General features: G+C 59.9%; 19 protein-coding genes. 3 read left to right on the forward strand and 16 right to left on the reverse strand.

Going from position 1 to position 21434, the window contains the following annotated elements; all coding sequences use genetic code 11:
* Nucleotides 1-2 precede the first annotated feature (2 nt).
* A complete protein-coding gene (locus KQP88_RS13050; protein ID WP_216703271.1) occupies nucleotides 3-758 on the reverse strand; it encodes a gamma-glutamyl-gamma-aminobutyrate hydrolase family protein in 756 nt (251 codons plus the stop codon).
* Nucleotides 759-882: 124 nt separating this feature from the next.
* On the opposite strand from KQP88_RS13050, the gene KQP88_RS13055 reads away from it, so the two are divergent.
* Nucleotides 883-1776 (forward strand): LysR family transcriptional regulator, encoded by an 894-nt coding sequence (locus KQP88_RS13055; RefSeq protein WP_216703272.1) that lies wholly within the window; start codon nucleotides 883-885, stop codon nucleotides 1774-1776.
* 150 nt (nucleotides 1777-1926) lie between these two features.
* On the opposite strand, the gene KQP88_RS13060 is transcribed toward KQP88_RS13055, so the two are convergent.
* Together KQP88_RS13060 and KQP88_RS13065 are read right to left on the reverse strand one after the other, a co-directional pair.
* Nucleotides 1927-2538 (reverse strand): FMN-dependent NADH-azoreductase, encoded by a 612-nt coding sequence (locus KQP88_RS13060; RefSeq protein ID WP_216703273.1) that lies wholly within the window; start codon nucleotides 2536-2538, stop codon nucleotides 1927-1929.
* A 25-nt stretch (nucleotides 2539-2563) separates the two neighbouring features.
* Entirely contained in the window at nucleotides 2564-3352 is a 789-nt protein-coding gene (locus KQP88_RS13065) for an alpha/beta fold hydrolase (protein ID WP_216703274.1), read from the reverse strand.
* Between the two features lie 122 nt (nucleotides 3353-3474).
* Here KQP88_RS13065 and KQP88_RS13070 point away from each other — a divergent pair, with 122 nt between their 5' ends.
* Nucleotides 3475-4476, forward strand: coding sequence for a GlxA family transcriptional regulator (locus KQP88_RS13070; RefSeq protein WP_216703275.1), 1002 nt, complete (start codon nucleotides 3475-3477; stop codon nucleotides 4474-4476).
* 120 nt (nucleotides 4477-4596) lie between these two features.
* On the opposite strand, the gene KQP88_RS13075 is transcribed toward KQP88_RS13070, so the two are convergent.
* From KQP88_RS13075 to KQP88_RS13095, 5 genes are all read right to left on the reverse strand, one after another.
* Nucleotides 4597-5871: a sensor histidine kinase gene (locus KQP88_RS13075; protein WP_216703276.1), complete on the reverse strand. Its 1275-nt coding sequence runs from the start codon at nucleotides 5869-5871 to the stop codon at nucleotides 4597-4599.
* Nucleotides 5872-5964: 93 nt separating this feature from the next.
* Complete coding sequence (gene treS, locus KQP88_RS13080; protein ID WP_216705955.1) at nucleotides 5965-8025, reverse strand: maltose alpha-D-glucosyltransferase; 2061 nt, start codon at nucleotides 8023-8025, stop codon at nucleotides 5965-5967.
* 110 nt (nucleotides 8026-8135) lie between these two features.
* A complete protein-coding gene (locus tag KQP88_RS13085; protein WP_253950610.1) occupies nucleotides 8136-8711 on the reverse strand; it encodes a LysR substrate-binding domain-containing protein in 576 nt (191 codons plus the stop codon).
* A gap of 35 nt (nucleotides 8712-8746) precedes the next feature.
* Entirely contained in the window at nucleotides 8747-9007 is a 261-nt protein-coding gene (locus tag KQP88_RS13090; protein WP_200992124.1) for a helix-turn-helix domain-containing protein, read from the reverse strand.
* Nucleotides 9008-9299: 292 nt separating this feature from the next.
* Nucleotides 9300-9905, reverse strand: a complete 606-nt coding sequence (locus tag KQP88_RS13095; protein WP_117163163.1) for a DJ-1/PfpI family protein — start codon at nucleotides 9903-9905, stop codon at nucleotides 9300-9302.
* A 98-nt stretch (nucleotides 9906-10003) separates the two neighbouring features.
* On the opposite strand from KQP88_RS13095, the gene ftrA reads away from it, so the two are divergent.
* On the forward strand, nucleotides 10004-10957 hold the full coding sequence (gene ftrA / locus KQP88_RS13100; RefSeq protein WP_198723887.1) for a transcriptional regulator FtrA: 954 nt from the start codon (nucleotides 10004-10006) through the stop codon (nucleotides 10955-10957).
* Between the two features lie 93 nt (nucleotides 10958-11050).
* On the opposite strand, the gene KQP88_RS13105 is transcribed toward ftrA, so the two are convergent.
* The 8 genes from KQP88_RS13105 to KQP88_RS13140 are packed head-to-tail and all read right to left on the reverse strand — an operon-like array spanning nucleotide 11051 to nucleotide 21424.
* Nucleotides 11051-12241 (reverse strand): serine hydrolase domain-containing protein, encoded by a 1191-nt coding sequence (locus KQP88_RS13105; protein WP_216703277.1) that lies wholly within the window; start codon nucleotides 12239-12241, stop codon nucleotides 11051-11053.
* A 3-nt stretch (nucleotides 12242-12244) separates the two neighbouring features.
* Nucleotides 12245-13399 carry an iron-containing alcohol dehydrogenase gene (locus KQP88_RS13110; protein WP_216703278.1) on the reverse strand — a complete coding sequence of 385 codons (1155 nt, stop codon included), beginning with the start codon at nucleotides 13397-13399 and terminating at the stop codon, nucleotides 12245-12247.
* 31 nt (nucleotides 13400-13430) lie between these two features.
* Nucleotides 13431-14075 carry a LysE family transporter gene (locus KQP88_RS13115; protein WP_216703279.1) on the reverse strand — a complete coding sequence of 215 codons (645 nt, stop codon included), beginning with the start codon at nucleotides 14073-14075 and terminating at the stop codon, nucleotides 13431-13433.
* A 40-nt stretch (nucleotides 14076-14115) separates the two neighbouring features.
* On the reverse strand, nucleotides 14116-15900 hold the full coding sequence (locus tag KQP88_RS13120; RefSeq protein ID WP_200992121.1) for an FAD/NAD(P)-binding protein: 1785 nt from the start codon (nucleotides 15898-15900) through the stop codon (nucleotides 14116-14118).
* A 5-nt stretch (nucleotides 15901-15905) separates the two neighbouring features.
* Nucleotides 15906-17915, reverse strand: a complete 2010-nt coding sequence (gene sbnB, locus KQP88_RS13125) for a 2,3-diaminopropionate biosynthesis protein SbnB (RefSeq protein ID WP_216703280.1) — start codon at nucleotides 17913-17915, stop codon at nucleotides 15906-15908.
* Nucleotides 17916-17925: 10 nt separating this feature from the next.
* Nucleotides 17926-19242: a SidA/IucD/PvdA family monooxygenase gene (locus tag KQP88_RS13130; RefSeq protein ID WP_200992119.1), complete on the reverse strand. Its 1317-nt coding sequence runs from the start codon at nucleotides 19240-19242 to the stop codon at nucleotides 17926-17928.
* 56 nt (nucleotides 19243-19298) lie between these two features.
* Nucleotides 19299-20285: an ABC transporter substrate-binding protein gene (locus tag KQP88_RS13135; protein WP_216703281.1), complete on the reverse strand. Its 987-nt coding sequence runs from the start codon at nucleotides 20283-20285 to the stop codon at nucleotides 19299-19301.
* Nucleotides 20282-21424: an NAD(P)/FAD-dependent oxidoreductase gene (locus tag KQP88_RS13140; RefSeq protein WP_216703282.1), complete on the reverse strand. Its 1143-nt coding sequence runs from the start codon at nucleotides 21422-21424 to the stop codon at nucleotides 20282-20284. Before KQP88_RS13140 ends, KQP88_RS13135 begins: the two co-directional genes overlap by 4 nt.
* Nucleotides 21425-21434: the final 10 nt, after the last annotated feature.

Genomic DNA, 21434 nt, shown 5'->3' on the forward strand with positions numbered 1-21434 from the left:
GGCTATCGCTGGCTGCGGCGTTGCGCATAAACCTGACAGGCTTCACGAAATGCCTCGAACAGACGCAACGACACAGGATTGTCCAGAAACTGCCACTCAGGGTGCCACTGCACGCCCAGCACAAACCCCGATGCGCCAGGCATGGATACCGCTTCGACCAGACCGTCCGGCGCCAGCGCTTCTGCGCGCAAATCGCCCGCCAGCCGATCGATGCCCTGGCTGTGCAGACTGTTGACCTCAAAGCCCGGAGCCAGACCAAGGGAATCGAGCACGCCACCGGATTGCACCTGCACGCCATGCTGCGGTGCATATTGCTCTTCCAGCCGTTCACTTTTCGGCTCGCGGTGGTCCATGTAACCCGGCAGTTCATGAACACGCTGATGCAGGCTGCCACCCAAGGCCACGTTCAGCTCCTGAAAGCCCCGGCAGATACAGAAAACCGGCACGCCCAGGGCAATGGCCTGCCGCAGGAGTGGCAAGGTGTTGCGGTCACGTAACACATCATGCTGAGTGCCTTCGGCGCTGGCCGCGCCCTGATAATGGCGCGGCTCGACGTTGGAGGGCGAACCGGTAAACAGCAGGCCATCCAGACGGGCCAGCAACTGGGCAGGATCGGTTGGCGTGGCCAGCGCAGGCAAGACCACAGGCATACCGGCAAATGCGGCCGCCTCGACATACTTGTCGCCCGCCGTGTGGGACGAGTATTTACCCAGCTGCTGACGGCACGCAGTAACGCCAATCATTGGAAGGTTCGACATGATTCAGCCTCTTTGACGATATGCGCGAAGGGCCTGCAAAGCCGCTATCGCGCTCATTGGCATGAGTCTAAGATAGTCACCACCGCAATTGGCATGGGCATTCTGGCAATGGAAGTATGCAGCGATGCAATATGAGATCAGTCACGCCGACCTGACCCTCGTGCTGGCATTGGTGCGCGGACGCACCCTGGCAAGGGCCGCCGAGTTGCTGCAGGTGGATATATCCACGGTATTCCGCTCCATCAGAAGGCTCGAAGCGGCATTGGGTACTGCATTGTTCGAGAAAAACCGCCGCGGCTACATTCCAACCGACACCGCACAGGCCATGTCAGAGCAGGCAGAACGAGCGGAACTGGCCCTCAATGCCGCGCGCGTGGCCCTGCAACAAGGGGAAAATGTGGTCAGCGGCACGGTGCGTCTGACCTGCACCGACGCCGTACTGCACAGCCTGCTGTTACCTGCCCTCGCCCGTTTCATGCCGTCCTTCCCGGCACTGACCCTGGAACTGGCGACCTCCAATACCTTCGCCAACCTGAGCCGCCGCGATGCGGACATTGCCCTGCGCCTGACCAATACGCCGCCCGAGCACCTGATCGGCCGCCAACTGGGCACTGCCCACTACGTCATTTGCGGCCACCCGGATTATCGCGAGCCCTTGCTGGATTCACCGACATCCGTGCCCTGGATCAGCCCGGACGATTCAATGCCGGACCACACCTCAGTCATCTGGCGCAGACAGGCATTCCCTGCCGTCGTGCCACACTATCGATGCAGCAGCATGTCGGCCGTTTCGCAACTGGTGTCAGCCGGGCTTGGCGTGGCGGCCATGCCCGACTTCACCGCCCGCAATCTGCCCGGCACCGAAGTGCTGAGCCCTCCCCTGGAAGGCTGCAGCACCGACCTCTGGCTACTGACTCGTCCCGATTGCCGGGCATTGCGCTCGGTTCAGGTGTTGATTGAGGAATTGACGCCGCTGCTGCGCGAAGAACTGCTCGTAGGCGTTACACCGATCAGTTAAGGCACATACAAAACTTGTGGGAGGCAGCTTGCTGGCGAAAAAGGCCTGAAAACTGGCAGATATTCTGCGTCTGTACGCCAAAGTCGCCAGCAAGCTGCCTCCCACAAAGTGATTCATTTACCTTAACTGATTGGCATTGGTCCTACAGACTCAGAGCGATATTTCGGCAATCGCCGCCCGGGCCTGTTCGATTCCCTTGTTGCGCACTTCTTCGGTTTTCGATGCGCCTTCGGCCCTGACCACCTGCACATCGGTGACACCCAGAAAACCGAAGAAGGCCTTGAGATAGTTTTCCTGAAAATCCATATGGCCTGCCGGCCCTTGCGCATAAAACCCGCCACGGGCCGATACGATAATGACCCGCTTGCCGACGGTCAGGCCGACAGGGCCTTTATCCGTGTACTTGAATGTGCGCCCCATCTGGGCGATTCGGTCCAGCCAGGCTTTCAGGTGGCTCGACACGGAAAAGTTGTACATGGGCGCGCCGATCACCAGCACATCGCTGGCCAGGAACTCGCTCACCAGCGCTTCCGATACCAGGTGTTCCTGCCGGGCGCTGTCATCGATGGCAATGCTGCTGCCCGGACGGAATCCGGCTGCAATGGCACCATTGAGGTGTCTGATTTCGTTGAGGGCCAGGTCGCGGTACTCCACTTGAGCATCAGGATGGCGGGCCTTGATATGGGCCACCGTGGCGGCAGACAGATCGCGGGTTACAGAACTATTGCCCAGAATGCTGGAGTCGATATGCAGTATTTTCATTTCAGCCTCACGTTTGCGGGGGTTATCAGTTAGAAGATTGCTGGCCTGCTTCCCTGGCGGCCCGATCTATCAGTGCGGCCACCTCTTCGGGGTGAGAAAGCAGAGACAAATGGCTGGAGCGGATGGAGGTGACGTTTGCGCCAATCTGCCGGGCAATGACCTTTTGCAGATCAGGTCGCAGGGCATGGTCGTTTTCCGTTTGCAGATACCAGCTGGGCTTTTCATGCCAGGCCGCATGCCGGACCTTCCCTGCAAAACTGTCCACCGAGATGGGCTGCTGGGTCGCGGCCAGTTCCTGTACCTTTTTCATGGGCAGATCCGCCGCCATGACCTGCTGAAATGCCTGGGGATCGTCCAGCCAGATCAGGCCTTGATCATCGGGTACCAGCCCCTCCATGGGGGCATTGAGCCTGTGCAGCAGATCAGCCACCGATTCACCGCTGTCGGGAACCAGGGCGCTGAGATAGACCAGGCCTTTTACATTGGCCTCGTTACCGGCCTGGCTGATCACGGCACCCGCCCAGGAGTGGCCCACCAACAGCACATCGCCCTTCTGGCGCTTCAGCACTCTTTCAGTGGCAAGCACATCATCGTCCAGTGAAGTCAGCGGGTTCTGGACCGCGGTGACTCGATAGCCCCTGGCCTGAAGCCTGGCAATGACAGGAGTCCAGCTGGAGCCGTCGGCAAATGCGCCATGCACCAGCACAATGCTGCGCACGCCCTGCTCTATAGGTGCGGCCATGGCCTGGCCAGAGGTGAACAGCATCGTCAATCCGAGCGCCGCGGCCAGTTGACTCAGTCTGAGAAAATTCATGGGAAACGCCTGAATGACTTGATGGAGAAAAGTCTATAGAGGCTCTTGAAATGGCATCAGATGGCAAACCAGCCATGTTTCATGCAAAACTCGCCAACCCGTAAAATTCACCAGGAGTTCCTGTGCGCATAGCGATCGTTGCCGTGGATGGCAGTCTGATGTCGGCGATTGCCGGTCTGTCGGATATGTTCTGGATCACCAATCAGGCATTGCGCACCCCGCCACAAGGCGCTGCAAAAAGCCTCATCGATCAGGCCGGTCTCGAATTTGAAACCACCATCGTCAGCGCCGATGGCAAGGCTCTGCGCGACCCGCAGGGCCGACAGATTCCGGTAGATGGCTCGTTTCATGACCTGGCCCATTGCGATGTCGCCCTTGTCACCGGGATGGCCCTGGGACCGGACGGACTGCCGCCGCTGTCCGACTCGATCCGTCAGGCCGCGAGCTGGCTCAAGAGCAGCCACGAAAAAGGCGTGCTGATTGGCGCAGCCTGTGCCGGTGGCTTTGTGCTGGGTGAGTCGGGCTTACTGAATGGCAGGCGCTGCACCACCACATGGTGGCTGCATCACGCGTTCAAACAACGCTTCCCCAAGGCACTTCCCGTCTGGGGCACGGCTGTGGAAGAACAGGACAGGATCATCACCACAGGTGGCCCGCTGTCCTGGGTCGATCTGGCCTTGCATGTGATCCGGCGCCTGGCCGGAGCCGAAGTCGCCAGACTGGCCGCTGACATTTCCGTGGCCGACAGCTTGCCGCTGCCACAACTGATTTATGCGCCTCGGGGGTTCGTCAATGCAGCAGACCCGTTATTGCTGCAGGCAGAGCAGATCATCCGCCATACCAATCCCGAACTGACAGCCGGAGGCCTGGCCAAAGCCCTGAACATGAGCGAACGAACCCTGCATCGCCGACTCAAGGAACTGACCAACGAATCCCCCAAGACCTTCATCACTCGCGTCAGGATAGAGACTGCCTGCGTGCTTCTGGAAACACCGGGCAGCAGCGTCAAGCAAGTGGCTCTCAAGTGCGGCTACAGCGAAGAAACCGCCTTCCGCCGCGCCTTTACCCAGTTGACCGGCATGACACCCGCCGATTACAGACGCTGGTCGAACGGGCGCAATTGAGCGGCCTTTCGATTACGTGGCAGGTTTGTAGGACCGAATTCATTCGGGAAAGCAGTATTTCTTCAGATAAAGATGCGGCGGATGTACAGGCCCTCTTCCCGGATAAATCCGGTCCCACGGTCAGATAGCATGCAGCCGTATTTCAAACCGGCAGCCATTGGGCTCCCGGCTGGTCAGCAGCACTTGCCACTGCTGGTTGGCGCAGATGCGTTGCACCAGTGAAAGACCCAGCCCCAGACCATTGCCTCGTTGTTCATCGCCCCTGACAAAGGGTTGAAACATGGCTTGCTGCTTCTCGACGGGAATCCCTATGCCGCTGTCTTCCACCACAAAGCTGTCCGCTTTCACAGTCAGGCGAATGAAGCCTTGATCGGTGTAGTGCCAGGCATTGCGCAGCAGGTTGCCCATGACCGAGTGCAAAAGTGTGGCGTTGTACAGGGTGTCCGATGTTTCCAGAGGTTCGTAGATCAGTTCCAGCCCTTTTTGCCTGATGGGTTCCCCCCAGAATTCGACCAGTTCCCTGGCTACCATCGACAGTGTCGAACGGGGTCCCTGACTGGGTTGATTGCTTTCGGCACGGGCCAGCAGCAGAAAGGTTTCCACCAGTTGCTGCATCGCGGTACTGGCCCTGGCAATGCGCACCACCTGGGAATGGGAGCGCTTGTCCAGACTCGGGTTTTCCAGCAGCAGTTCGCTGGAGCTGATCAGGATCATCAAGGGCGTGCGCAGCTCATGACTCACGTCACTGGTAAACAGCTTCTCGCGCCCCAATGCCGCACGTAGCTGGTCCATGGTCTTGTCGAACGCCAAGGCCAGGGCACCCACTTCATCCTGGGCATATTCGGGGGCCAGTGCAGGCGCCTGGCCGATGAATTGTTCTCGCTGCCGGACCTGACGAGACAGATGTACCACCGGCGCAATCACGCGATGGGCCAGCAAGCGACCCAACAGAATGGCCAGCAGCACGCTCAATACAAAGCTGATGAAAACCACGACCAGCAGGATTCTTTCACGCTTGATGGCGCTGTGCAGATCGCGCAACAACACATACTTGCGGCCGCTCACCACCTCGACCATGGCGTGATAAGGACGGTTTTCCCAGGTGAGTTCATGAAAGCCTTCGCCAAGCTCCTCCAGAGACGGCGTCATCGCCAGATCACCCGCTCCGCCCTGAACGTAGAACAGCGAGCGTTTATAAGGCCGGTGTCGCCAGTCGTCTGCGTTCTCCATCATCAAGAGCCGGTGCAGGTCACTGCCGAGGGTAATGATGGCCAGTCTTTTCTCGACAATATGGACGGTAGCAACGACACCGACCGCAAATACCCCGGCAATCAGAGCGCTCATCACCGCAAAAACCGTAACGATGCGTTGCTTGAGACTGTGTTTGTTTTCCATGGACTTTCCGACATCAGGACAATGCTCAACGACCCGAAATCACTCAAGCCTTCAGGCGTGAGTGATTATCGGGAAGCGGATGTCATGATTTCGTCAAGAAATGGTGCTGACCACGCGCAATGCCAGTCCTTCGTAGGCATCCAGGGTAATAGTGAATTCACCCTCCTGGGTCAGATCCCCTTCCACTCGCTCGTTGATGATGTCTACCACAAGGCCTGCGGCAATGTCCGGCATGTGCAGGGTTTCGACAATGGTCTGCGAGCTGAAGTTGAGGGCCGTTATCTGAATGCCTTTATCAGCGGGCAACTCGTGAACCATCACCAGCAGGCCGGGATGTTCCACATCGGGGATCAATATCTGGCGGCTGGCGGCAATGTCATAGGCGCGGCGCACGGCGAGGATTTTCTTGAGCTGCGACGCGAAAGAGTCAGGGCGCTGCAACTGGCTGATCAGGCTGCCGTACAGGGTTTGGGGGCGAGGCATATTGCCGGCGGAAAACTCTGCATCCGGGTCAAGGTCCACCAGATCATAGGCACCGCGATGAATCCAGCGGGTGTCGCCATCCTGCATCAGGTGCTGAACCTGCTCGGCAGGCAGTGGCAATGCCCCCACCAGATCCCAGCCGGACAAGGCAAAAACCCCGGGCTGCATTGCGTTGTACATCACCAGCAACAAGTGAATGTGCTGGATCTGCTTGATGTCTGCCTCGGTGATGGTGCTCAGGTCACGAATTCCCAGGGCCGCCGTGATGATACTGGCCGTGGTACAGGACACGCCGTTGGTGACGAACTTGAGGTTGTAAGGTGCATGCTCTCCCGCCAGATGCTCATACATCTCTTCGCGGATGTGCTCGCGCAGGATATTGCCGGGAAAGGTCTGGCCCTGATAGTGGTACGTGTCATGGGCATGCAGGGTCCAGAAATGCACCAGTTCCAGGGTCAGTTCATCATGGTTCTGCAACGCATGGATCAACGACGCCGGATCGATGCCGAACGCATGCACCTGACGCAGCATCAGGCGCAGAAACTCCGTAGTACCGGTCACCAGCGCATGCTGATAGGCAGGCCGGGTAATGAAGTCATAGGACAGGTCGGCGCCGCCATGGGACATGGCCGCGATGTCATCCAGAGTCAGGTTCAGCTCCTGAAAGCTGAAACCGCCCGCCTTACGGATTGCGCCACCCAGCAACTGGTTACCGGTAATGGACAGCGGATGGCTTTCCGACCAGGCCGTGCCTTCGGCCTTGCGCTCCACCCCCAGAAAACCGTTGGCATCCAGGCGCAGAACCCTGGCGCCCATGACATCGATGGCATGCAGCGCGTCGCCGATGATCATCTGTTGCGCGGCAAAGCTTGGGTCCAGCCAGTTGAGCGAGGGCTGGCCTTCCTTGAAGTAATGCAGGTAGACCCAGCGCCGGGCCTTGCCATCCACGCCATGAACCACGGCCGTGGCACTCCAGTCGGTTTCCTTGACGCCCGGCTCGAAGAAAATGACCCGCTGCAATTGTCCGACGATGTAATGCTTGTCCCGAAGCTGATCCACCACCTCGGGCATCAGGTTGATCGCATCGCGTCCCGCAGGTACATCCGGCAGCAGAGACCAGTCTTCCTCACGGATCTCGACCATGTGATAAAGGCCGGGATAATCCTCGTAAGCCATCTCCGCCAGACGGAAATCGGCGCCTTTGCCGGTGTGTGACGGAATCACGTCATCGATGATGACCGCATTGTGCGCGGCAGCAATGCGGCTGAGGTTCAGCAACTGGGCTTCGGTCCCCAGTTGCGGATCAATCCCGAAACTGATCCTGTCGAAATTGCCATCGATGCTGGGCGTGAGATTGCGGCCTTGCAGGCCACCGGAAAGCTTGAGCGGTCCGTTATGAATGCCCTGGATGCCGATCTCGGACAATGAGTGCCAAAGCGCCTCATCCCCCAGAGCCTCCAGAACCGAACCGCCCTCGCGGGTGATGATTGACGCCGGATACGCCGTGAACCAGACAGAGGCTATCGCCGAAGCATCCCTGGGACGCGCCTGGGCAAAAGGTCGCTGCCATAACCTGCCCTGCCCGCCATAGGTCTTGGCACGCTGCCGTGCGGTATTGAGCATCGATTGTTCAACCAGCCAGTCCAGATACTGCTTGTCCGGTGTCGTCATAGGTTCAGTCATCCCCACGTCCATTAGCTCAAAACAGACCGCAGGCGACCTGTCCCGAATTCACTACCTATGGGTATGAGCGCCAGCGATGGAAAACGTTGCATCCGGTTTTACGTGGCCATGCGCTGAACCGGAACAAGAGACGGCTTTTTCAGGGTCTGCAGCACCGCATTGGACGCATTGGACAGCAGCGATGTGGGCCGTGCGACGACGCTGATATGGCGCATGATCATCGACGGCAGCGCAACGAGCTCAAGATCCCTGAAACGACCGGCCAGCAAAGCACTGGGCAGAATCGAGATGCAGTGCCCCTTGGCAATCAGGTCCAGCAGCGTTTGCACGCAACTGAGTTCGCCGCGATGGCTGAGGCGCAACTGGGCGGATGCCAATTGGTTGTGCAGCCGCTCCAGACCTGGATGACGCCACGCGACATAGCGCACGGTCTGGGAAAGCTCGGTGAAACTGCGCATGGAAGGCTGCCGACTCTTGGCACACGCCAGCACGTAATAGTCGGACCAGTGATGATGCTCGATATAGTGCTCGCTCAGCACGGTGCTGGGCAGAATCAGGATATCGGCCAGCTCTTTTCTCAAGGGCTCCAGGGAAGGGTTCTGCTCGTTGCTGTGCACAACGCTCAAATGGATATCGGGGTAAATCCGGGCCAGGAAATCCAGGGATGTGTCCAGGCTCGTTTCGAGAATGTGGGTGAAATAGTGAATCGTTACGCTACCGCTGGCCCCATTTTTTTTAGTTGTTCAAGCGTCGCCACGATGTTTCCAAGAGTCTGGGTGATGACTTTTCCTTCCGGGGTCAGGGTGCAGCCTGTACGGCTGCGGATGAACAGGCGTTTTTCGAAAAAATCCTCAACCTCCTTGATGGCGTAACTGATATTGGACTGACTACAACCCAGGATGGCCGCAGCCTCCGAGAAAGAACCATGCAATGCAACGGCTTGAACGACTTTGAAGAAATGGGTTTTCATATTTCCTGCACTCTGGACGTGGCGAAATGGGCGCGGGCCTGCAATTGAGCAGGTTGGTGAAGGGAATACAAGAAGCCCCGCAAACGCAATCCCGATGCCTGCCACAGGACAGTTCAGAAGGATGTGTCAGACGGGGTAAAGCGACCGCTGCATTTTTCGAGAAAGGCGCGTTACGCACAAGTGCGTGACGAAATCAGTGATGCTCCCGTCCGGCTGACAGACTGACAGCCAGAGGGAATATCGGCACCGATGCTTCCGAAAAAACAGAAAAAGGACGGGATGGCAGGATTACTTAGTCGTTTTCGGTCCAGTCGAAGTCTAGTTGCAGTGCAGTACGTTCCGCCAGTTCGCGACTGTGCAGGCGTTCAACCAGGTGCAGGCTCATGTCGATACCGGCGGAAATGCCCGCCGACGTCACGAATGCACCTTCGTCGACCCAGCGCAGGGTGCTCAGTACGTCGATGGAGGGGAACATTTCCTTGAGGTCGGCGATGTCTTCCCAGTGAGTGGTGACCTGCTTGCCTGCCAGTTTGCCGGTCTTGGCCAGCATGAAGGCTCCGGTGCAAACGGCGGCAACCACACGACCGGGTACGGACTGATCGCTGATCCAGTGGATGACATCGGGTTTTTCCAGTTCGGCATTGACCACGCCGCCCGGTACGATCAGGCAATCCATGGCGGGATGATCGTGAATCGAATAGTCCGGGTCGACCTTCAGGCCAGCCCTGGCGCGTACCGAAGCGGTGCTTCGGCCGATGGTGAATACGTTGAACAGTGGCCGTTCGTCGCGGCTCTTGCGTGCGTGCATGCGTGTGGCGGTGGTGAACACTTCATAGGGCCCTGCGAAGTCAAGGACTTCGACGTCGTCATAGACGTAGATACCGATATTGAGTGACATGAAGGGGGCTCCAGAGTACTTGGTGACAGCCGCCAGATTACCCAGTAGCATCACACCGAACTACTGTCGGTAATGCCAATATCCGGTAACATCGCGCCATGAAAAATCATCTCGTCGTTGCCCTCATCTATAACCAGCTCTGCACCTTCGAATTTGGCTGCACGGTGGAAGTCTTCGCCCTGAAACGGCCTGAGCTGGGCGTCAACTGGTATGAGTTCGCAACCTTTCCGGTGGATGATGGCCCGATCACGGCCGCTGGCGGCATTACCATCGTGCCGACGCCCGGTGACGTGCTGCTGGAAAACGCCGACACCATCATCGTGCCCGGCTGGCGTGGAGTGGAATCCGCCATCCCGCAACGGCTTATCGAACAGCTTCAGGCAGCCCATGCTCGTGGGGCACGCATCTGCTCGATCTGCACGGGTGCCTTTGTGCTTGCGGCGGCCGGTCTGCTCGACGGGCACAAGGTGACCACTCACTGGCGTTACACCGACCTGCTGGCAACCATGTATCCGGGCCTGACCATTCAACCGAACGAGCTGTATGTCGATCAGGGCAGTATCGTCACCGCTGCCGGCTCTGCCGCTGGCCTGGACATGATGCTGCATCTGGTGCGTAACGATCACGGCTCCCGGGTCGCCAACATGGTGGCGCAACGCATGGTGATCCCGCCCCATCGCGAAGGCGGACAATCGCAATACGCTTCACGGCAGCTGGTTGCAGCCGCCGACGGGCCGATCTCCAACCTGATGGACTGGATCCGCAGCGACTTGCAGCGCCCGCACACCATCAAGGAAATGGCCTCCCGCGCCGCCGTCAGTACCCGCACCCTGCACCGCAGCTTCATGGAAAGCACCGGACTGACGCCTTATGACTGGCTGCTGGGCGAACGCATCGCCTACGCCAAGGAATTGCTGGAATCTTCGCGAATCCGCCTCAATGAGGTGGTAGACAGAGCAGGCTTCGGCTCGGAAGAGTCCTTCCGCCGACATTTCCGCAATCTGGTGGGTATCAGCCCCAGCAGCTACCGCAAGCAGTTTGCCAGGGCCTGATATTGGCCAATGCCGATCAGTCAAGGCACATGACAAACTTGTGGGAGGCAGCTTGCTGGCGACAGAGGCGTGAAATCCGACAAATATTCCGCGTCATACGCTGAAGTCGCCAGCAAGCTGCCTCCCACAAATTGATTCATGTCCTTGGTAGATGGCCCCGACCAGCCCATCGGCCAATACCCCCCATGCACCGGCCACGGCGGTATTGGTCAGGGCAACCAGGCTGATCCCGGCCTGCGGATCGACCCAGTAATGACAGCCATATAAACCACACCAAGACCAGGTACCCGCGCTCTGGGGATGCTTGGCCAGCGCGGGATCGGTCAGGACCACCGGGCCAAGGCCGAACTTCCAGCCGGCTCCCCTGCCCGCCAGGCCCGTCTCGCCAATCGCATTGCCCAACAGGCTGGCGGTACTCGCGGCGGTCAATATCGGTGAACCGCCCAGACGTAGGCATTCCAGCAGGCGCAGATAATCATCGGCAGTGCCCAGCATGCCTGCGCCACCAGAAGCATAGGCCTCTGGCTCAAAGGCACGGCTCGACGACAGCCAGGCATGACCGCTGTCGAGCGCCAGCAGATCATGACGGCCCACACGTTCGGGACCACTCCTCCCGTCCTTGTAGGCACTGGCCAGCCGTTGATCGTCATCGGGGCTGAACCCTGTCGCATTCATGGCCAATGGCTCCGTTACCCAACGGGCTATCGCTTGCGGCAATGCAAGGTCGGTGGCCTGTTCGATAACAGCGCCCACCACATCCGTGGCCAGCGAATATCCCCAGGCCATGCCTGGCTCGAACAGCAGAGGCACACTGGCCAGACGTTGCAGGTTCTGTTGCAGGTCCATGGCAACAAGGTCCAGCCCGTCCGACACACCGGCCAGAGCATAGGCATTGCCCGGTGGTTGCTCGAAGCCATAGCTCAGACCGGCGGTGTGCGACAGCAAATGCCTCAAGGTGATGACCGGCTCTCGACCATCGGCCAGTTGCGGACGAAAGTCCTTGAGCCAGGTCGTCACCGGCGCCTCCAGCGACAGGACTCCCAGCTCGCAGAGACGCAAAGCCGTGACCGAGGTCAGCAGCTTGGTCAGCGACGCCAGACGAAACCGTGTATCGCGCTCGACCGTTATGCGGCTTTCACGATCCGCCCAGCCACGAGCGGAGGCGTAGCGAATCTCGCCCTCCTGAGCCACCACCAGCACACCGCCCACAATCGAGCCCTGATCGACAACACCATGCCAGACGTCGGCCAGACGCTTGATGACCGGCCCATCGATAAAGGGCATACGCTACTGCCCTCTGACTGCATGAATGAATATCTGCGAATAGGCCTGCGCCGAATGACGGATCGGGTTGGTATGCGAACAGCCATCGGCAAAGGCCATACGCCCCACCAGCTCCGCATCCCGCTCATCGATGCCAATGGCTCCCAGGGTGTGGGGAATGCCGATTTCTTCGCGCAGTTGCAACAGCCACTCCATGACACCCTCGAAGCCCGACCTGGGCAGGCGCAGGTAAACCGCCAGATCGTCCATTTGCGGGGTCAGGGCCGACTCATTGGCTTGCAGCACATAAGGCAACAAAATGGCATTGAGCAAACCGTGGTGCAGGTCATACAAGGCACCCAGGCTCTGGGCGATGGCATGCACGCCGCCCAGCCCCCGCTGGAAGGCCGCCGCACCCATGCTTGAAGCCACCAGCATCTGCTGGCGAGCCTCAAGATCGTGACCATCCGCCACGACTCTGGGCAAGTGAACCTTGATCAATTGCATGCCCTTGACCGCCACGGCCTCGGCCATCGGGTGATAGACCGGCGAGCAATAGGCTTCCATGCAATGGGTCAGCGCGTCAGCGCCAGTCGCCGCAGTCAGTTGCGCTGGCAGATCCAGAGTCAGGTTTGCATCCAGAATCGCAATGCGCGGCAGCATGCGGATATGCAGAATGGTGCGTTTGACCCGCGCCGCCTCATCGGTAATCACCGACGCCCGCCCGACTTCCGAGCCCGTGCCCGCCGTAGTGGGCAAGGCAATGACCGGTGCAATCCCCAGAGGATCGGCCCGCAGATGGTTCTGGCCGATGTCCTCGAAATCCCAGAGCGGACGAGCCTGCCCCGACATCAGCGCCACCGCCTTGGCCGCATCCAGCGCCGAACCGCCACCAAAGGCGATGACACCGTCATGCCCTCCCGACTTGTAAGCCTGCAAGCCATTGGCGACATTGTCGCCGGTGGGGTTGCCCTTGACCTGATCGAACAGGCCGCAGTAGCCCAGCGCTTCGCGGCAATCGGCCAAGGCGCTGTGGATCATGTCGGTGCTGCCCAGAAACGTATCGGTAATCAGCAACGGACGCTTGATCCCTGTGGCACGGCAGGCATCGGCCAACTCTCTGACACGCCCCGCGCCCACCCGGATCGAAGTGGGATAGTTCCAGTCGTTAGTGTGCATAGGTCTATTCCTTATTGAGGCGCTAGTTGCTTCAGCCGATGAAACCGGCAGGCAATAAACCGAACAGCAGTCGCAGACCGAACACGATCATGAACAGCCCGGTAATGATGTCGATGGCCTTCTTCATGCGCTGATAACGCGCCTGAACCGCCGGAATCGAAAACAGCGTCGCCAGCAAGACAAACCAGGAAATGGCCAGGATCGCGATGATCGAAACCCCGGCAGTACGCACCCACATCGGCATACCCGGCGTGGTGACGGTGGTAAATACGCTGGTATAGAAAGCCAGGGCCTTGGGATTGGTCATATTGGTCAGCAGGCCAAAACGGTAGGCGCGACCCAGACTGCCGATGCCCAGGGCCTGGATATCACGCGGCTTGGGCTGACTGCCCGCGCTGCGCAGGCTTTTGCTGCCCAGCCAGGTCAGGTAAGTGCCGCCGAGCAACTGCAAAGCAGGCTGCAACCAGGGCAGTTGCTGAAAGATCAGCCCCAGGCTGGTAGCCGCCAGCAATGCCCAGATGATGCTTCCCGACGCCACACCCAGCCCGGCGCATATCCCCTGTTGTCGGGACTGGCTGAATGAAAGTTGGGTAATGACCAGAAAGTTGGGACCGGGGCTGATAATCAGAACGATGAAAGCACCGGCGAGCGCGGTCAACAACGTGATCTCGTACATGAAAAGTTATCCTGTTCAATTCAATCAGTAATGTGGCGAGTTACAACCTGGCGGCTGTTGAAGCGTTAACACCCAATGCATTCATGCAGGACTCGACAGCCCGTCGCGCTTCGATGAGCGCGCGGCAGCCTGGGTCCGGCGTGGGGACATAGTGGTTATAGAAAGTGCAGCCCTCGACGGCAGGCCCCAGAACCCAGAGCCTTTGCTGGACCGAACCATCGGCACTCAGCGCCCGGCCGACGCTGTCCGTCTCGATGCCGTCGGCGGGATAGGCATGGGCGGCGCGAACCAGCCCCTGACGCTGCAAATCGCCAATCAGGCCCTGAGGGTTGCGGGACAGGCCGCTGTGGGGGACCCGGGCATTGATGACCCTGTCGAAACCCGAACAGCCCGCCTCCTCCATCGGCGGCAGTACCTGGACGACACCGGCATCCATCAAGGCCAGCAGGTCTTCGTAACGCTCTTTTTGCGGGCCACCGACCAGTCGATTGGAAAGCCCGGCCCAGGTGCCATAGAACTCGAGGGTCGAGGCTGGCGTCAGCCCGTTGCGGTCCACCAGCATGCGCAGCAGATCCCGGTAATCGCGCCAGACTTCCAAAGCCTGCTTCACCGGACTCTGTGCAATGCCTCGACGACTGAGCGCCAGGTCATGTTCGATCCAGTCGCGATACCACTGACTGTAATCACTGGCCTGCCCCGTCCAGCGCCGGGTTGGCAGCCATCGAGCAGGCTCGAACTCGCCCCACTCTGCGGCCAGACGGACGAACAACGTCTCTCGCAACCGGGGATTTTTTGCATCCCGCAGCCGTTGCTGAACAGACGCCAGTTGATCGGGCGACTCAAGCCGGACCCTGGCCTGATAGAACACCCCGCGCATTTCGTCTTCGATCAGCGGCAGAATGTCCTGCTCGAAATCCAGTTGCCCGGTCGCGCTCTGCTGTCGCAAGACCTCGATGGCCTGGGCCGTGAAAAACAGCCTGGGTAATCTTTCACTGCTGGCCGGGCTCCATTGTGGCCGGGCATGGAACGCCAGCCCCGAACGGGAAAACAGGCTGATGTGCGGCTCACGCCCCGAAGCAATGTAACGCCAGCCAGCAAAGCCAGCGTCGCGCTCATAGCGCCCGCCTCGGCCCTCAGTCAATCCGGCGAGGGTGTCCATGGCCGTCAGCCCAAGGCCTTCGATGGCAACGTGCTCGCCCACTGCCTGTTCTTCGCGTGTTTCAGGCGCATGCCCGCTGGTGAGAAACACTGCTTCGGTGGTGAATGACCTGCCATTGGCAGTCTGCAACCGAAAACCCGACGTATCCGACAAGGGCTGACACCCCGTCACTGCCTGCGGATCATGGCGCACCTGAACATGGGCCGGGCACTGCTCCAGCAAAAACCGGTAGCTGTCCTGCAGATAGCGGCCCAGCAACTTGCGCGGCACAAAATCGCCAAACCCGATGGGCCGAGCGTGCTCGTCGTCACTGGTATGGCCACGTTCATTCAGACGCACGTCATGGGCGGTACACCATTGCAGAAAGGTCATGCCCGCCGGCTCGCAGACCGGATAGGCACTGGAGAACGCCGACAACTGGCCAGCCATGGTGTTGAGCATCAGGTAATCCGGCTGCTCGACCAGGTGCAAGCCGCTGCCGGGCAGTTGCGGGTCGAAGACGTCGATCAGCCAGCGCTGGCTCCGGTCATCGCGAGCCATGCCAATCAACTGCTCCAGAATGCTCAGCCCTCTGGAGCCCATGCCGATAATGGCGATTTTGCGTGTCTCAGGCTCGACAACAGGAGCGTGATCATCAACAAAACGTTCGATGGAAAGAGTCTGCATGACCGTCACCACCGATTCGATTCAAAGAAGAATCGGGGCACGGACAATGCCGTGCAGTCGGTGATCGCCTGCTGATACACCCGCTGGCCCACGGCCAGATCCAGCACCCCGAGCCCGAACGGCGAAAAGATCGACGCCCGGTCCGGCTTCAGCTCGACCTGGCCCAGCATCAGTTGCGCCAGGGTGCCGGTAATGAACGAGCGATCCTGATAATGCTGCACCGCAAGATCCGGCGAGGTCTGGGCCTTGAGGCAGTGCTCCACGTCATCGAGGATATTGTTGGCGCCAGCAATGACCTTTGGCCCCAGATCCCGCAATGAAATATTGAGGATGACCTGCTCGGGACGGAACGGGTACTCCTCTACGTAAGGGCTTGGCGCGGTGGTCGCAAATACCACCACATCGGCCTGCAGACTGCTTTCCAGATCCGCCGGGTGACTGGTGAGTTGATGACGGGTCGAAGCGTGTTCGATCAACGCCAGAGCCGATTCCACATGCTTGTCGAATACGCTGACGTCATCCATCGTCCAGCCATCGCTGACGAACATGTCCAGAATCGTGCGGGCAATGAACCCTGCGCCGATAAAGGCGATGCGACGGACGCTGCGTTGCTGCCGGTTCAACCAGCGCGCGCCCAGCACTGCCGAGGCCGCCGTCCGCATGGCGCTGATGCGCGAAGCTTCCAGACAGGCGAAGGCGTAGCCGGTCAGCGGGTCGTTGAGGATCAGCACCGCCGAGGCACGCTGCAAGCCCGTGTCGATATTGCCGGGAAAGCTGGAAATCCACTTGATGCCACTCACCGGCTGTTCACCCGACAGGCTGGCCGGCAAGGCGATGATGCGATTGGCCGGGGCCTGGGGGAAGCGCAGGAAATAGCTGTCGGGATTGATGGAGCGCCCCGCTTCATGCTCCAGATACGCACGCTGTACATCGTCGATGCAGGCCTGGGGATCGTCCGCCAGAATCCGCGCCACTGCCTCGCCATCCACTACATGAAACGGCGTCTGGCGCAGGCGTTCGGTGGCCAGATAAGTGGTCCACTCGGGTACGATCGGCATGTCCGCCAGGGTCATGTTCAGCACTTCACTGCCAAAGCGCTGCTCGACCCATTGATCGTCGTAAAGCGTGTCCAGATAACGCTCGCCCCAGTCCGGCGACAACGCCACCACCACCGCACCCGGCTCGATGCGCTCGCGCCAGGCATGCACGGCCGCTATCACCGTGGCGGTCGAACCACCGACCAGCAAGCCTTTGCTGCGCGCCAATACCCGGCACATGGCAACGGTGCGCGATTCGGGCACCATTTCCAGGGCATGAATGCCTTCGGCGTTGAAGATCGGCGGTCGCTGGCTGGTGCCCAGCCCCGGAATGAAGCGCCGACTGGCGGGTGTGTTGAAAGTCACCGAGCCGACACTGTCCACGGCAATGATCTTGGTCGTGGGGTGATGACGCTGAAAATACTGCACGCAGCCCATCAGGGTTCCGGTGGTGCCAGCCCCCACGAACAGGTAATCCACATGACCGAAATGTCGGCCGATGGAACGCGCCGTCGTGCGCGCATGGGCCCGGGGGTTGGCCGCATTTTCATACTGGTTGAGCCAGACATAGCGCGAGTCGCTGCCGACCTTGTCACGGATCAAAGCAATGCGCGTCCCCAGAAAACCGCCATTGGCGTCCGGCGTATCGACCTGGATCACTTCGGCGCCATAAGTGCGCATCATGCGGATGTTGTGATTGGAGCTGTTGGGGTCGACCACACAGGTGAACCTGATGGAGCGCTCGGCGCAGATCATCGCCAGGGCCACACCCAGGTTGCCGGACGAGGACTCGATCAGGATGGTGTCCGGGCCGATCAGGCCGCGGGTCTGAAGATCATCTACCAGGCCCACGGCGGTCTTGAGCTTGATGGAGCCTGCCGGGTTGAGCGATTCCATTTTCAGGAAAAAATCATGCCCCAGACCTGCGACCTTGAGAAAGGCCTGGTCGTGAACGATATCGCAGATATTGTCGTACATGAGGATCACTTCACTGTGTCAGGAGCGGGGCATCGGCCAGGGAGTCGAGGGTTTGTCCAAGGGCGTTGGCGATGCGCTCGGCACGCAACGCCATCAGGGAAAACGACTGGCTGTCGCTGATGCCATGGGTACGCTCGGACAGGCCGTTGACCCAGACGCTCACGTCACACTCGCCCTGAGTGGCGACGTTGTAATTCCTGTCGATGATCAGGCCGCCGTCCAGATCAGCCTTGAGCCAGGGCTGCAGGTTGCTCAGCAACGGCGGAATCAGATACTGCTGGTAGCCCGTGCCCAGCACGATCACGTCCACTTCCAGCAGTTCAGTGCGCTGGCTGAAGGTGTCGGTCAGTGCCACGCGATAGCCCTGGTCGGTTTTTTCCACCCGGGAAATGATCCGGTAATCATAGGTCTGCAAACGCTTGCGACCGGCAATGGTGTCTTCGTAGATCATCGAGAACAGTTTCTGGCTCTCATCCGGATCGATACCGGCGTAGTTGGTCGACCGGCTCCAGTCGAGAAAACGGTGGCGTGCTGCCGGGTTCAGGTCGTGGAAGTAATCCACATGATCCGGGGCGAAAACCCGGTTGGGGAACTGGCCCAGTTGAGTCAGCTTGAAGCCAGCGGAGCGATGAACCGAATGCACCTCGATGCTGCTGTCGCGTCCGATCAGCTCCAGCACCGACTCACTGGCGCTCTGCCCGGAACCCAGCACCAGCCAGCGCTTGGGCAGCCGGTCGCCAAAGGCTTTCAGGCGGGTCAGAAACTGCGAGGTATGGAACAGGGTCGGGCCAAGCAGCGCCTGGAACTCCACCGGAACTCTTGGCGCACTGCCGCTGGAGAGCACGATATTGCGTGTGTTGAAACTGGCATCCGGCGTCTTGACCTGCACCTCGCACAAGCGACCGTCACGAATGACCGGCAGGATTTCAGTGACGGGCGCATTGAAACGGGTGTGGCTGTCGACTTGCCGGGAAACCCAGGCGAGATAGTCCGACCACTCATGGCGGCTGGCAGGACGCCCCAGCAGACCGAAGTCGAACATACGGCCCTGGCTTTTCAGGTACATGGCGAACGAAAAGCGGCTGCGGGGATTGCGTGGCGTTACCAGATCGCGAAAGACATGGTGATTAATATCGGTCCCGGCCAGCAGAAGCTCGCGATGCCATTGAGTATCCGGCGCGGCTTCAAGATAACGGACCGTCAGGCGAGACAGCGGATCATCCACTTCCCGTGCATCTTCAAACACACAGGAAAGTGCAATACCGGCAGGTCCGAAACCAATACAGACCGCATCGGTATTAAACATGTGTGGTGCTAAGTTACCCATTGAAGAACCATCCTTAGAACTGGAGTAAATGGCAGTAAGCAGATAGAGGTGTTGCGTTATTCGGTCACGGGGACGAGCCCTCTCTCGCCCAGTTTCCAGACACTGTTGAACGCCCCCCGGCATTCGCCCCGGTCGAAACCGACGAGGCCCAGCGGCGTGTTGAAAAGGGTGTTGCTCAAGGCAGCCGACAGTTCGGCTTTGCGCAAGGTGCTGTTGGCCAAGACCCCAAGCACGTAGAACATCAGCAGGCTTTCGCGGTAATAGGTTTGCGGCATTGCGCCGTACAGTTGCTGATGAAGATCCGTTGCCTGACCCGAAGAGCTTTCCGGCTCTTCAGCCAGCCCTGCTACACCGAAACCGATGACATAGGTGTCGCGGTCATCCGCCTGTGCATGGCCCAGATAAGGCGATGCGGCGTCGTCGGTGAGCACCAGAGGTCGCGTGCTGCCCGACTGGCGTCGTGCAAGCCAGTGCTCGCGGCTGGCCTGCAAGCGTCCGGCGAAGACTTCCACCTGGGCCTGATCGGGCTCGAAAACCCGGCGCAACCCCGCCTGTCTGGCGGCAACGTCGATGGCACTGGCCAATGCCTGACCGTGGGCGCTACCGTCGGCGTCGATATGCAGAACCTGCCAGTCCCGGGTTTTCAGCCAGGCCAGCAGATCACTGGCCAGTTGTCGATCCGACGGGCAAAAGCGAAAGACGTTGGGGTGCTCCAGCGTCAGGCAGTCAATGGTGGCGGCAGGCGTCAGCAAGGGGATTCCCGCCTGCTGATAGAGTGGCGCGGCACCCAGTGCTGCATCGGAAGAGAAATGCCCGACCACCAGGTCGACTTCCCAGTCGATCATCTGTCGCGCCACCTCGGCCCCCCGTGCGGCATTGGCGCCATCGTCGAGAAAACGCCACTCCACCCGGTCCAGCCCGGCAATGAAGTTGCGGGCTACAGCCAGCGCCCGCAAAAAGGTTCGGGCATGAGGCGTGTCATTGGGGTCGAACAACGCACTCACGCCAACCCGCAGAGCGCGGTACTTCTGCACTGGGGTCATGGCTGTACGCCCGGATCGGCGGAGTCATTGCGGGCGCGGGCCGGTGAAAGGGCCGACCAGTCACTGCTCAGCTCCTGGCCTGCCAGATGACTGCGCAACTGGTCGTAGGCGATCTGCGCAATCGCCGGGGCAAGCTTGAAGCCAAGCCCGGACATCCCCGTTGCCATGTAAACCGGGCTGTGCTCGCCGCAGAATCCCACCAGCGGCCTGCCATCGGGGCTGTAGCTGTCAAAGCCCGGCAGCACATCCAGCACGCTGATCAGCCCGGTGGAGGCCGACAGTTGCTGCACACGCTGGCTGGCGTCCAGAGCATGACGCTCATCAGGCAGGGCAAGACTTTCCGGCCAGGCACCCGCCTCTCGCAAGCCACAGCCGGTCTGCACGATATTGCGGGTCAGGGGAATCCCGTAAGCTTGGGTGACCGCATCGATCACCGGCATCAACCAGGTGCTTTCGGTCATCACTCGCGCCAGGGGGATCGAGCGGGTTTCAAGTCCGAAGTCCATGCCTGGCAGCAGATCCGGGCTCCAGGCACCGGCTGCAATCACCACCGCCCGGCAGCGCAAGGTGGCGCTGCCCAGTTCGATGCGCACGTCGTGACTGGAACGGCAGTCGATGGACCTGACTTCACTGTGCTCCAGCAACAACCCGTACTGGCGGACCACATTGCTCAACAGGGCCACGGCCTGACGCACATTCCCCACACTGGCACGGGGCTCGAACAGATTGACCCGCGGCTCCTTGTGACAGTGCGGATAATGCACGCCGTCAAGTTCATGGGTGCCGACCAGATGCATCGGGTAGCGCACTCTGGCGTGCTGGCGAATAGCGCTCCAGACATCCTCCAGTCGATCCGGCGCAACGCGATAAATCACGCCGGTACGGCGCAATGCATTGGAATAGGTCGTGGCGAAGACGCCTTCATCCATCAAGCCAATGGAATACGCCGCCAGTTCCATCAGCATCGGGTCGGCGTCATACAGGCGCACCAGCCCGCCGGAATAGCTGCTGGAACCCAGGGCTCCGGCAGCGCCCTTGTCGATCAGTGCCACGGAAACACCCGTACTGCTCAGTTTCGCGGCAATGCTGGCACCCACGATGCCAGCGCCGATCACCGCAATTTCATAATCGATGAACATCGGGATGTTC

This window comes from Pseudomonas lijiangensis (assembly GCF_018968705.1).
Classification (GTDB): Bacteria; Pseudomonadota; Gammaproteobacteria; order Pseudomonadales; family Pseudomonadaceae; genus Aquipseudomonas; species Aquipseudomonas lijiangensis.